The sequence below is a fragment of the Streptococcus cristatus AS 1.3089 genome (assembly GCF_000385925.1).
GTDB lineage: Bacteria > Bacillota > Bacilli > Lactobacillales > Streptococcaceae > Streptococcus > Streptococcus cristatus_B.
This window is the reverse complement of the sequence record NC_021175.1, coordinates 1,697,378-1,710,969: the sequence shown is the minus strand read 5'-3', so window position 1 is coordinate 1,710,969 and position 13,592 is coordinate 1,697,378. Positions and strand designations below refer to the sequence as shown.

Annotated in this window: 9 protein-coding genes and 1 pseudogene; 7 read left to right on the top strand and 3 right to left on the bottom strand. The window is 42.6% G+C overall.

Annotated elements, in window-relative coordinates:
• The first annotated feature begins 61 nt into the window (after positions 1 to 61).
• The 7 genes from I872_RS08430 to I872_RS08400 all read left to right on the top strand — a co-directional run bounded on the left by I872_RS08430 (position 62) and on the right by I872_RS08400 (position 9,651).
• A complete protein-coding gene (locus I872_RS08430) occupies positions 62 to 1,468 on the top strand; it encodes a Cof-type HAD-IIB family hydrolase (RefSeq protein WP_015605687.1) in 1,407 nt (468 codons plus the stop codon).
• A 64-nt stretch (positions 1,469 to 1,532) separates the two neighbouring features.
• Positions 1,533 to 2,594, top strand: coding sequence for a M24 family metallopeptidase (locus I872_RS08425; protein WP_015605686.1), 1,062 nt, complete (start codon positions 1,533 to 1,535; stop codon positions 2,592 to 2,594).
• Positions 2,595 to 2,655: 61 nt separating this feature from the next.
• Complete coding sequence (gene efp / locus I872_RS08420) at positions 2,656 to 3,216, top strand: elongation factor P (protein ID WP_015605685.1); 561 nt, start codon at positions 2,656 to 2,658, stop codon at positions 3,214 to 3,216.
• A 30-nt stretch (positions 3,217 to 3,246) separates the two neighbouring features.
• The gene (locus I872_RS08415) at positions 3,247 to 3,636 is read left to right on the top strand and encodes an Asp23/Gls24 family envelope stress response protein (RefSeq protein WP_015605684.1); all 390 of its coding nucleotides are present in this window, start codon (positions 3,247 to 3,249) and stop codon (positions 3,634 to 3,636) included.
• Positions 3,629 to 4,060 carry a transcription antitermination factor NusB gene (gene nusB, locus I872_RS08410; RefSeq protein ID WP_015605683.1) on the top strand — a complete coding sequence of 144 codons (432 nt, stop codon included), beginning with the start codon at positions 3,629 to 3,631 and terminating at the stop codon, positions 4,058 to 4,060. Before I872_RS08415 ends, nusB begins: the two co-directional genes overlap by 8 nt.
• An 898-nt stretch (positions 4,061 to 4,958) precedes the next feature.
• Entirely contained in the window at positions 4,959 to 5,174 is a 216-nt protein-coding gene (locus I872_RS12335; RefSeq protein ID WP_015605682.1) for a hypothetical protein, read from the top strand.
• Positions 5,175 to 5,826: 652 nt separating this feature from the next.
• Positions 5,827 to 9,651 carry a pullulanase gene (locus I872_RS08400; protein ID WP_015605681.1) on the top strand — a complete coding sequence of 1,275 codons (3,825 nt, stop codon included), beginning with the start codon at positions 5,827 to 5,829 and terminating at the stop codon, positions 9,649 to 9,651.
• 358 nt (positions 9,652 to 10,009) lie between these two features.
• On the opposite strand, the pseudogene I872_RS08395 reads toward I872_RS08400, so the two are convergent.
• The 3 genes and pseudogenes from I872_RS08395 to I872_RS08385 all read right to left on the bottom strand — a co-directional run bounded on the left by I872_RS08395 (position 10,010) and on the right by I872_RS08385 (position 13,509).
• Positions 10,010 to 10,953, bottom strand: a pseudogene (locus tag I872_RS08395) (IS30 family transposase).
• Between the two features lie 155 nt (positions 10,954 to 11,108).
• A complete protein-coding gene (locus tag I872_RS08390; RefSeq protein ID WP_015605678.1) occupies positions 11,109 to 12,074 on the bottom strand; it encodes a LacI family DNA-binding transcriptional regulator in 966 nt (321 codons plus the stop codon).
• Positions 12,055 to 13,509 (bottom strand): sucrose-6-phosphate hydrolase, encoded by a 1,455-nt coding sequence (locus tag I872_RS08385; RefSeq protein ID WP_015605677.1) that lies wholly within the window; start codon positions 13,507 to 13,509, stop codon positions 12,055 to 12,057. Before I872_RS08385 ends, I872_RS08390 begins: the two co-directional genes overlap by 20 nt.
• Positions 13,510 to 13,592 lie beyond the last annotated feature (83 nt).

The window sequence follows — 13,592 nt, the reverse complement described above, 5'->3', positions numbered from 1 at the left end:
AGCTTCTCCGTGAATTGTGTTATAATTTATTGTATCATAAAAGGAAAGAATGAGAAAATCAATGGAAATAAAAGCCGTCTTTTTTGATATAGATGGAACCTTGATTAATGACAGTCGAACCGTCTTGAAATCGACAGAGGCTGCCATTAAGAGTTTGCAAGAACAAGGGATTTTGGTCGGTTTAGCGACAGGCCGCGGCCCCTTCTTTGTCAAGCCTTTTATGGACAAGCTGGATTTAGACTTTGCTGTCACCTACAATGGTCAGTATATTTTTTCAAAGGATAGGGTTATTTCTGCCACACCGATTGATAAGCAGAGCCTGCGTGATTTGATTGCCTATGCCAAAGAACATCGGAAAGAGATTTCCTTGGGGACAGAACAGGCCATGCAAGGTTCAAAAATTATGACCTTTGGTATGAGTTCCTTTTCTCAGTGGGCAACCCAGTTTATCCCTAGGAGCATGACTCGGACGGTGAGCCACGGTTTTAACAAGATTGTGAGCAAGGCCTTGCCTCAGCATGAAGAAGACCTGTTGAAATTGATTCAAGAGCCTATTTATCAAGTGCTGATTTTGGCGGATCCAGCTGAGAGTGAAAAAATTGAAGCGGATTTTCCCCATTTGAAATTTACTCGTTCGAGCCCCTATGCAGCGGACATTATCAATCAAGGGATGTCCAAGCTGGAGGGGATTCGTCTAGTCGGTCAAGAGTATGGCTTTGATATCCATCAGGTCATGGCCTTCGGAGATTCAGACAATGACTTGGAAATGCTGTCGGGAGTTGGCTTGTCTATTGCCATGGGAAATGGGACCAGCTCTGTCAAGGAAGTAGCCAAGCATACGACTAGCAGCAATAGTCAGGATGGGATTCATCGGGCGCTGGAACATTTCGGTATTTTGGCCAGTGAGAAAGTCTTTGTGTCCCGCGATCACCACTTCAATAAGGTCAAGACCTTCCATGGAGTCATGGATGAGTGTACGCAGGAAGAACCTATCGCTTGGACACCAGAAGAAGCACGGCACCGCGCTGACTTTAAGCTGGAAGAAGTAGTTGAATTTCTCAGAGCTGCCAGCTCTTCAGAAGAAGAATTTGACCAGTCGATGGCTAGAATGCATGAGGCTTTAGATAAGGCTGCTGCCAAGGTACGGAGCAAGCGAGAGGCCGAGGTTTCCTTAGTTGGACAAGTAGATGCCCTGATTGACATGCTGTATTTTACTTATGGTAGTTTTGTCTTGATGGGAGTCGATCCTGAGCGGATTTTTGATATTGTCCATCAGGCCAATATGGGGAAAATTTTCCCAGATGGAAAAGCGCATTTTGATCCCGTGACTCATAAAATCCTAAAACCAGATGACTGGGAAGAGAAATATGCGCCAGAACCAGCGATCGAACGGGAGTTGGAGCGACAGATTCAGGCCTATCAGCGCAATGTGGAAAAGGCGCAAAAAGAAACAAAAGACGAAGAGTAACTGCTCTTTGTCGGCAGGATTTTATTTTACGATAATCAAATGAAATATTTTACGGAGGTACCTCATGTTATCAAGAGTTGAAAAATTTGAAGCAGCCTTAAAACAGACAGAGTGTGATGCTGTCCTAGTAACCAATCTGAAGAATATTTACTATCTGACTGGTTTCAGCGGGACAGAGGCGACAGTTTTTATTAGCAAGTCGCGTCGGATTTTCCTGACGGATTCTCGTTATACCTTGATTGCTAAGGGCGTGGTTGATGGCTTTGATATTGTTGAAACGCGGGATGCGGTTGGTGAAATTGCTAAAATCATTGCAGACGATCAGTTGGCAAAAATCGGTTTTGATGATGAAATTTCCTATGCTTACTTCAAGATGCTGGAAAGTGTGTTTGCTGGTCATAAGTTGGTGCCGATGACAGGTTTTATCGAAAATCTGCGCATGATCAAGGATGAGCAAGAAATCGCGACCATTCGCAAGGCCTGCCAGATTTCTGATCAAGCCTTCCTAGACGTGCTGGACTTTATTAAGCCTGGTCAGACGACAGAGCTGGCTGTCATGAACTTTTTAGATGCCCGCATGCGCCAGTTAGGTGCTTCAGGAGCCTCCTTTGACTTTATTATCGCTTCGGGCTACCGCTCTGCTATGCCACATGGCGTGGCTAGTGACAAGGTCATTCAAAATGGTGAAACCCTGACCATGGACTTTGGTTGCTACTACAATCACTATGTCAGCGATATGACGCGGACTGTTCATGTGGGGCAGGTGACGGATGAAGAGCGAGAAATTTATGATATTGTCCTGCGCAGCAATCAAGCCTTGATAGAAGCGGCTAAAGCTGGACTCAGCTGTATTGATTTTGACCGGATTCCTCGTCAAATTATCAACGATGCAGGCTACGGCCCTTACTTCAGCCACGGGATTGGCCACGGGATTGGGCTGGATATCCATGAGATTCCTTACTTTGGCAAGTCAGAAGAGCCTATCAAGGCGGGCATGGTCCTGACCGATGAGCCGGGCATCTATCTGGATGGCAAATACGGCGTTCGGATCGAAGATGACCTTCTGATCACAGAGACTGGTTGTGAGGTCTTGACCCTTGCTCCAAAAGAATTGATTGTGATTTGAGAATTATCAAGCTTTATGGTAGAATAAAGAGTAAATTATTTATTAAAGAGGTAAAAAACAAATGATTGAAGCAAGCAAGCTGAGAGCTGGAATGACTTTTGAAACTGCAGATGGTAAATTGATCCGCGTGTTGGAAGCAAGCCACCACAAACCAGGTAAGGGAAATACCATCATGCGTATGAAATTGCGTGATGTCCGTACTGGTTCTACATTTGATACTAGCTACCGTCCAGAAGAAAAATTTGAGCAAGCGATCATCGAAACAGTACCAGCACAATACTTGTACCAAATGGATGGCACTGCTTATTTCATGAATACTGAGACTTATGACCAATACGAAATCCCAGTAGTCAACGTAGAAGAAGAATTGAAATACATCCTTGAAAACTCAGACGTGAAAATCCAATTCTACGGATCAGAAGTGATCGGTGTGACAGTACCTACAACTGTTGAATTGGTGGTAACAGAAACACAACCATCTATCAAGGGTGCTACTGTAACAGGTTCTGGTAAGCCAGCAACTCTTGAAACAGGTCTTGTTGTCAACGTGCCAGACTTCATCGAAGTTGGACAAAAACTGGTCATCAATACAGCAGAAGGAACTTACGTTTCTCGTGCGTAATCTTAATCTTTCAGATAGAAAGGAATTCTTATGGCAAACGAACAATTAGGCGAAATCGTCATTGCGCCACGAGTTTTGGAAAAAATCATTGCCATTGCTACGGCAAAGGTGGAGGGCGTTCATTCTTTTGCAAATAAAAGCATGTCAGACAGTCTCTCTATGCGTACGCTTGGACGTGGTGTTGCGCTTCATACGGATGAAAGTGGCGACATAACAGTAGATATTTACCTATATCTGGAGTACGGTATCAGTGTACCAACAGTTGCAGTTGCAATCCAAAAAGCAGTCAAAAGCGCTGTAAGCGATATGGCTGAAGTGGAGCTGTCTGCTGTCAATATCCATGTGGCAGGCATTGTTCCAGAAAAATCACCAAAACCAGATTTGAAAGATCTATTTGATGAGGATTTCCTCAATGACTGATGTTTTGTTAGAATCTAGAAGAGAGCTACGTCAGCGGGCTTTTCAGGCTTTGATGAGTCTAGAATATGAAGGTGATGCCATTGAGTCTTGCCGCTTTGCCTATACCTACGATAAGGACGAAGAGGAGACAGATGCTGAGGTCGATATCCCAGCCTTTCTACTCAACTTGGTCACGGGAGTACTCCAGTCCAAGGAAGAATTGGATAAAAAAATTGCCCAGCACTTAAAAGCAGGCTGGACAGTTGAGCGTCTGACCTTGGTAGAAAAGAATATCCTGCGATTAGGCATCTTTGAAATCACAGAGTTTGATACTCCTGAGCGAGTAGCTGTCAATGAAGCCATTGAACTCTCCAAGCAATTCTCAGATGAAAAATCAAGTAAGTTTATCAATGGGATTTTGAGTCAATTTATAACAGAAGAATAGGAGAGTGGGACAGAAATCGCTAATTCGTTAGAATTCGATTGCGTCGTCCCACCTCCGCACAGTTGAGTAGGGTTGTAAAAGCTGATGAAATCAGCCTAGTAGAGCCCACTCAACCACTGCGTCTTGCTCGACAATCCAAAGATAATTGAGAGGCTAGGACCTTTGTCCCAGCCTCTTTTTTTGGCTTTTTGCTAGTTGTAGTCGCTGAAAAATCAGAGGAAGTTTCCCTGATAGAGGTATAAAGCTGGACCAGTCTAGCTTGCTGTATCTTAACGGCGACCTAGGCCTCGGTTGGTCACTTTTCCTATAGATTCATGGCAATCTAGGTCTCGGCTGGTCACTTTTCCTATAGTTTCATGGCAATCTAGGCCTCGGCTGGTCACTTTTCCTATAGCTTCATGGTAACCTAGGTCTAGGTTGGTCACTTTCCCTATAAATTCATGGTATTCTAGACCTCGAACGCTCTTTTCATATCTGTTTATAGGATAAATCGCTTTCGTTTCTTACGATTTTTACGAGGTCTTTTAGAGATGAGGAATGGTCTAGTCAGTCTAAGTAAGAAAAGAAAGAGATAATAGAAAATCTCCTAAAGAGCAATTCTTTAGAAGAGAGTTTTTGAGGGAGATCTTTGGATTTAATAACTATTTGAATACGGCTATATGGGGAAGTTTAAATTGCTAGTAAACATTGATAATGTTGAAGAAGTTTCTGTCTGTTTTTGTATGGTATTTATACATAAAAACTTTATGGACTAAATAATAATTGATATAATAGGAAACAGGAAGTATCTAATAGATTGTATTGTTAAAAGCTTTAAGCCACTTGAAAAATTCTAAGAAGAGGGAGAGCTTAGAGCAGGTGAATACATGGATTATTTGCAGATTAGAGGAGGATAAGTATGACGATTGTTTTGATTTCAGTTATTACTGTATTTCTATATCATAAAATCGCAGAACATTTTAAGAATAGTTATATTGATTGTATTCTATTTCTATTATTGATTGTGTCTCATTTTATATGGGATTACTATTTCTTACCAATTGACATAGTAATAGCCCTCAGTGGAGCACATTTACTATCAAATTTCTTTGAAAAGGCGAGAAGTAAGCAATGAAATTGATTTAGAGAGAGTCATTAGAAAATGAAAGTTAAAAAGTTGGGTATTTAAAATGAAACATTTTTTGCAGGTCTTGGTGCAATAAACCTTGTTAGTTATCTAATTGCTATAGGTGTAGGATTGGCACCTCTCTTTCACATTTTTATAGTCGGTTCGGAAGTAAGTTTTGGGAAAATAGTATTGTCTATAATAGCTATACTTTTAATCATAATTTTAACGATTGCGCGAATTTATAGAAGATTTTTCTATGTAGATTAGTTTGATTTTCTTTAAAGTTTGGGAAAACCTTATCTTTCTAAAAGAACAGACAGTGCTATTGAATGCAGGAGATACCTAAGGAAAGCGGTAGTGAATCTAACACCAAAAAGTAATCAGGGGTTGAACTACATTAAAAAACTTTAAAAGAAAAGCTTTATGAAAGAAAAGCTTTTTTTTGATGAGTCTAAAGAAATATTTAGTTTCATTATCTTAAGCAACAAAGAGAGAGCTGGTGAATTTCGTATGAAACTAATCTGAAATCATACATAAAGCTTTGGAATAAAAAATGATCTGTGAAAACCTTTACATTTCGATAGATAATCTGTATAATAAATACAGAAAACGTTTGCATACGTATTTTCTATAGGAAAAATAAAGGAGTTTTTTATTTATGAAAAGAAACTATCATCTACAGTCTCGGAGCAGTGAAAAGCGTCATTATTTTGGGATTCGTCGCTTAAAAGTCGGAGTAGCATCTGTAGTTATTGCATCTGGCTTCCTCTTTGGAGGTGCCCAGTTAGCCAAAGCGGATGAGACAAAGGCTACGACTAGCCCAGCAACGGAAGCAGTATCAGTTACTAATTCAGAAGTTTTGCCTAAGCCAGCAGATGAAGTAAAAGCTGAGGAAGTGGATCGTTCCGCGCAAAAAGAAAGCGAACAAAAAGGAGAGATCGAGAAAAGCGCCCAGCCTGAAGCAGTAGTAAGTCAAACTGCCCAACCGACAGAGGGGGCAGACTCTAGTGCGACTCCAGAAGCAGCTGGGAAAGAAGCAAAGGAAACAGCTGCATCTGACGAGAAAGAAAAGCCAGCATCAACTAGTCAGTCGGAGACATCGCCAAAGAATGCTATCGCAGATGGCCATATGCGTTTCCATTTCAAAAATCTACCATCCGAGAATCTGGATAGCTTAGGTTTATGGACTTGGGATGATGTTGAAACGCCTTCTGGTCAAAAGGGAGGTTGGCCGACTGGTGCGACTAGTTTTGCGACGGCTAAAAAAGATGATTATGGCTATTACCTTGATGTCAAGATGGCAGAGAAAAGAAGCAAGGTTAGTCTCTTAATCAACAATACGGCAGGTCAAAACATTACGGGAGACAAGACAGTTGAGCTACTGAGTCCTCAGATGAATGAAGTTTGGTTTGACAAAGACTACAATCCTCATACATCCGAGCCCTTGAAAGAAGGAATGCTTCGGATCAATTATTATCGTACAGATGGTCAGTATGATAAGAAATCCCTCTGGCTCTGGGGAGATGTGCAACATCCAGGTCAAAATTGGCCTGATGGCGTGGACTTTGAAAAGACTGGGAAATACGGTCGCTACGTAGATGTTCCTCTGAAAGAGGCTGCAAAGATGGTTGGTTTCCTGCTTTTAGATGAAAGCAAGTCAGGAGATGATGTGAAGATTCAAAAACAGGATTATAATTTCGCAAATTTGGGTAAAACTAGCCAGATTTTCTTGCGTGATGCGGATCCAACGGTTTATACCAACCCTTACTTTGTCAATGATATCCGCATGACAGGAGCCCAGCATGTTAGCCTGACAGAGATTGAGGCGACTTTCTCTACCTTGGAAAACGCTAAAAAAGAAGATATTCTGAAAAACCTAAAAATTACCAACAAAGATGGTGGAGAAGTCACTGTTAAAGATGTGGTTCTGGATTCTAAGAATAAAAGCGCAAAGTTAATCGGTGATTTTAACCAAGCTCAGTCACCTTACCTTATCAAATATGGCAATGACCAATTTAAAACTAGCATGAACTGGCAGCTGAAGGATAGTCTTTACAAGTATGATGGTGATTTGGGCGCGCGTGTTTCTCAGGCGGGCAAACAAGTGGACTTAACCTTCTGGTCACCAAGTGCGGACCAAGTCGATTTGGTGGTCTATGACAAGGAAGATCAGAACAAGGTTCTTGGGCGCATAGCTATGCAGAAGGGTGAGTCTGGTACATGGACTAGCAGCTTGACGCCTGAGAGCGGGCTAGGTCTTTCTGACTATCGTGGATATTTCTATCATTATGAAATTAGCCGTGGCGGCAAAAAAGTCCTTGTGCTGGATCCCTATGCCAAGTCTTTAGCCGCTTGGAACAGTGAAGATGCGGACAAGGGGGATGCTTACAAGATTGCTAAGGCGGCCTTTGTAGATCCAAGTGAATATGGACCGAAAGACTTAACCTATGCTAATATTCCAAACTTCAAGAAGCGGGAAGATGCCTTGATTTATGAGGCGCACGTTCGTGATTTCACTTCAGATCCAGCTATTTCAAAGGATTTAAAATCTCAATTTGGGACCTTCTCAGCTTTCATTGAGAAATTGGATTATTTGAAAGACTTGGGAGTGACCCACGTTCAGCTCTTGCCAGTTCTGAGCTATTACTTTGTCAATGAGCTGAAAAATGCTGAGCGCATGGACAAGTACGCTTCCAGCAACAGCAATTACAACTGGGGGTATGACCCGCAAAACTACTTCTCGCTGACAGGTATGTACTCCAGCGCGCCGACAGATCCAGCCAAGCGCATTGAGGAATTTAAAAATCTTGTCAACGAAATTCATAAGCGTGGCATGGGCGTTATCATGGACGTGGTCTATAATCACACAGCCAAGACCTCTATCTTTGAAGATTTGGAGCCGAATTACTACCACTTTATGGATGCGGATGGTACACCGAGAACCAGCTTTGGTGGCGGTCGCTTGGGTACTACTCACTATATGAGCAGACGGATCTTGGTGGATTCGATCAAGTACTTGACAGAGCAGTACAAGGTAGATGGTTTCCGCTTTGATATGATGGGGGATCACGATGCTGAGTCCATCCAAAAAGCCTTTGAAGAAGCTAGAAAGCTCAATCCAAATCTCATTATGCTGGGTGAGGGCTGGAAGACTTATGCAGGTGATGAAAATAAAGCAGTCCAGCCTGCTGATCAGACTTGGATGAAGTCAACAGACACGGTGGCTGTCTTCTCAGATGACATTCGCAACACCTTGAAATCGGGTTATCCAAATGAGGGAACGCCAGCCTTTATCACTGGTGGTAAACGCAATGTAGAAGATGTCTTCAAGAATATCAAGGCACAACCAACCAATTTTGAGGCGGATAGCCCAGGGGATGTGATTCAATACATCGCAGCTCATGATAATCTGACCCTCTTTGATATCATTGCCCAGTCGATCAAGAAAGATCCGGCAGTGACTGCCAATAATCAAGAGATTCATCGCCGCCTGCGCCTAGGAAATCTGATGATGCTGACTTCGCAAGGGACACCATTTATCCACTCTGGTCAAGAATACGGCCGGACCAAGCAATTCCGCGATCCTGCCTATAAATATCCTGTTTCCGAAGACAAGGTTCCAAACAAAGCGCATTTGTTGACCAATGAGGACGGCACGCCGTTTGAATACCCGTATTTCATTCATGATTCTTATGATTCAAGCGACGCGGTCAATCATTTTGACTGGACCAAGGCGACTGATTCGGAGAAATTCCCTGAAAATGCCAAGAGCCGTGCTTATATGAAGGGCTTGATTAGTCTGCGGAAATCAACGGACGCCTTCACTCGCAGTTCCAAAGATGAAGTGGATCAAAATGTGACTCTCATCACCCAGCCTGGCAAGGATGGTGTTGAGAAAGAAGACCTTGTTCTCGGCTATCAAGTGGTTGCTTCGAATGGAGATATTTATGCAGTCTTTGTCAATGCGGATAAAAAGGAGCGAAACTTCAACTTTGGTGAAACCTACAAGCATCTAGCAGGTGCAGAGGTTGTGGCTGATGGCAATACCGCAGGAGTTTCTGCTATTTCAAATCCAGCAGGTGTCACCAGAAACAGCAATGGCTTGACTCTAGCTCCGCTAACAGCTACAATTTTGCGGATTAAAAAGGCGAGTCCAGCTCAAGAAGAAAAACCTCAAGATGCAAGTAAAGATATCCAGCAAAATCCGTCTCAAGGCAGCGTTAAGGAGCTTCAAAAAGAACAAAGCCCTAGTCCTAGCTTGTCGAATAAGCTTGTTCAAGTTCCATCTACAACTACATCTCCATCGTTAGAGAGTCAAAAACCACTTGCCGCAGAGCCACAGCAGGACAAAGTAAGTCCTAGTGAGACTGCTTCGACAGAAAAAGTCTTGCCGAAAACTGGCACAGAAACTTCTCTGCTTGCACTTTTAGGTGGTTTTCTTGCCTTCTTTGCTGGCTTGCTCGCTTTTAGAAAGAAGCAATAAAATAGAAGAGAATACTCTCCTCTAGCAGTTGTAGCAATCCATATTTCTCAGCCATGATAGATAAAAATGAGAGTGGGACAGAAATCGCTAATTCGTTAGAATTCGATTTCGTCGTCCCACCTCCGCACAGTTGAGTAGGGTTGTAAAAGCTGATGAAATCAGCGTAGTAGAGCCCACTCAACCACTGCGTCTTGCTCGACAATCCAAAGACAATTGAGAGGCTAGGACAAAAGTCCGACCTCAAATATAAAAAGCGAACAAAACTAGTTTTCTGGTAATCAGAATTCTGCTTTGTTCGCTTTTCGCATTTAATTATAGATTTGAAGGGCTTAATAATTAAAATTCCTAAATTGTCAAATTAAGCTAGACTTTTCAAGTAACTCAGAAAAACTTGGTAGGGTGATTGATAATTCAATGATTTCCTAGGAATTATATTTCTTTTATCAGCTATAGCTGATAAATAATTTTGAGAAATATTAGTAAAATCCATTTGTTTCGGTAATCCATTTCGTCTTAATAAGCCATTAGAATGTTCATTGAGACCTCGTTGACCAGGACATCCTGGATCCGCAAAGAAAATATCAATGTCATGTGCATTCGAAATAGATTTCCAATTAGAAAATTCTTTCCCACAATCAAACGTTATCGACTTAAAGAGATGACTGGGAACTTGAGACAACCATTGATTGATGGAGGCCTCAATATCACTTGCTTTGCGTCCATTGGTTTTCAGTGTGATGATGGCTTTTGAGAGGCGTTCTACTAAGGTAATGACTGCACTTTTGTGTTTTTCTCCCACAATTGTATCCCCTTCTAGATGACCGAATTCCGTCTTAAAATTAGGATAACTGTCTGCTCTCTCACGTAAATCTCTGCGCAATGCTTGTTTTCCTCGTTTTTCGCTATGACCATTGGTTTTCTTTTGCCTTTCCAAGGGAGATCCTCTTTCTTTAGAATACCACGGTCTGCTAGTCGATAGAGAGTTCTCATAGAACAAGAAACCCTATCTGGATAAGTTCCTTTAATGACATCAAGGCTCCAATTTTTTTCTAAATGAGTTTGGATGAAATCTTTTTCTGATTGCGTAAGACTGGTTTTATTCCTGCCACAGCGTTTCTTATTGATTTTATATCGGTTATAGTAATCATAAGCAGAGTGCCCCTCTTTCAGATAGTTGATGACATTGTAGATTGTCTGTTTTGATCTGCCAAGTGAAGTCACAATATCTGAAACTTTTATGTTTTCTTGATAGTAAGCCTCTATCATTACAAGCTCGTTTGTGGTAAGATGAGTATAGGTCATTTATGTTAGTTCCTTTCAGACAAATGTGGTGTTTATCTGAGCCTAACATAGATGGCTTTTTCTGTCTAGCTTAATTTTACAAATTGGGATTTTTAAAAATTGAAATCTTTTTGTCCCAAACTCCATTTTCTTATTTAGTAGGGGTTGAATGAAAATTACACACTTTTGCCTGGCAAGAGGTTCACTGGCAGGAAGTAGCCAGTCGTTGTGACTTCTTGCTTGTCAATTTTTTGTAGCAGTAAATCGACCAGAAGTTTGGCAATCTCTTTCAGTGGCTGTTTAATAGTCGCTAGTTGAGGATAATAGTTCTCCACAAAGTAGGTGCCGTCGTAGCCGATGATTTTTAAATCTTCAGGAATCTGGATGCCTAACTCCTGAGCGACCTTCATGACTAAAATGGCTGTCAAATCATCTGATGCGAAGATAGCATCTGGCTTCTTGTGGGTCAAAATGTGCTTGATTTCCATTTCCTTTCGGACTGGAGAAAAGTCGCTAGATACATTGATAATAGGAGCGTCTGGTAGAACAGAGGCGAAGCCAGCATGGCGCAGGCCGGTCGGCGAGTTGGAATTGTCATTACCAGTAATCATAATGATGTTTTGAGCGCCAGCCTTGACCAAGGTCTGAGCAGCCAGCACCCCGCCGCCATAGTTGTCTGAGGAAACAACAGGGATATCTGGCGAAAGATTGCGGTCAAAGGCAATGATAGGAGCGGTTACGCGATTGTAGTCCTCGATTCCTAGATTGTGGCTACCAGAAATGATGCCGTCCACCTGATTGGCTTCCAGCATCTCAAGGTATTCACGCTCCTTGTCCGAGTCATGCTCGCTATTGCAGATGATGGTTTTATAGCCTTGTTTAAAGAGCTCGTGCTCTAGCTTGCCAATCAATTCTGCATAAAAGACATTGCTGATATTGGGGAAAATGAGTCCGATCAGCTTGGCTGATTTTCCTTGGAGGCTACGCGCCAGATTGTTGGGCTTGTAGGCCAACTCTCGCATGGCTGCTTCAACTTTAGAAATCGTTTTGTCAGACAAGTAGCCTTTTCTGTTGATGACGCGGGAAACAGTTGTGGGGCTGACTCCTGCTAGTTTTGCTACATCAGTTAGCTTTGCGACCATAATCTAATTCATAGTAAGTACCGGTTGGCTTGCCCTTGGTAATGGCAATGCCTGTCTGGTCTTCTCTCGGGAAGACACGACCGGAAAATACTTTCTCTCCTTTATTGATGAAAATTTCAAAAATTGATTTATCTATAAATATACTAGCATTTGTAGCTTGTTTGTTAATGTTACAGCTTCGAATGCTTCCAAAGTCCAGTGCGAATGGCTCGCCCGCCTGACTACGGTCAACCGTCACTTGCCCTGCCTTGAGGTCAAAGTTGATGCGTAGGCCCTTGCCATCCTTGTCTGCAAAGAGGACGATTTCATGCTCAGTGTCCGCAGCGAGATTCAGCTCTAGTTCGTAGCTGTTCTTGCTTTCTGCCAAAGCAGCGAAAGGCTGAGCCTCTACTCGCAAGTCCTTGATTGCTGGGACTGGGTATTGGTAGAGCTTGCCGTCTTTTAGGGTCAATTCCTTGACGAGGGAGAAGGTCCCCTGATGGTCGAAGCGGTCAGAAGGGTATTCCACATCAGGCAAGCCTAGCCAGCTGACAGCCAGTGCACGGCCATCAGGTGCGTTAAAGGCTTGGGTGGCGTAGCAGTCGAAGCCGTAGTCCAGATTTTGGATAGGGCTAGGATCAATCATAGCAGCTTTGCTTGTGTCAAACGATTGACCTATTTTATACATATTTGGATAAATGTTGTCATAGTCCAACATGTCCTTAGACAAACCTTGAGGGCAATAAAGCAGAACTGGTTGGTTGTTGATAAAGACTAGATTAGGACACTCCATCATATAGGCTGTCTTGTCATTGGAGAAGTCTAAATCACCGACGACTTCCCAGTTGGTATAGTCGTTATCAACAGCCTTGTAAAGCTTGACATAGCCTTGCTTATCCAGATTTTGCCCGCCGACAATGGCATAGAATTGCCCTTTGTAGTTGAAAATCTGTGGATCGCGGAAGTGGTCGGTCGCTTCAGCAGGCTGCTCAATCAAGACCTTGTCAATTTTTTCAAGATTGCCTGCTTTATCTAATAGGGCACCGATTTGATAAGGGTGACGCACCCAATTCTCATCACGGACATTACCAGTATAGAAGAGAAAGAGCTTGTCATCAAACTGCATGGCAGAGCCAGAGTAGGCGCCGTGGCTGTCCAGAGCAGTATCTGGCAGCACTCGAAGACCAGTTTCGGTGAAGTGGACTAAGTCATCGCTTTCCATCTGAACCCAGCACTTGAGACCGTGAGCTGCTCCGAAAGGAAAGTTTTGATAAAACACCACCCACTTGCCGTCAAAGTAAGAAAAGCCATTGGGGTCGTTGAGCAGACCAGTTTGAGGCTCCACGTGATAGCTGGCCCGCCAAGGAGATTTAGCCATGTTTTCTTTGATCTGCTGCATCTCTTCCTGAGTCCAGTCTTCATAACGTTTGTAGCGTTTTTCAGTCGTCCAAGCCAATCTTTTGTCCTCCAAATCATATTATTTCTTATTACTATAGTAAACGTTTCCTGCTTAAAAATCAACCTTTAACAGCGAAAAAT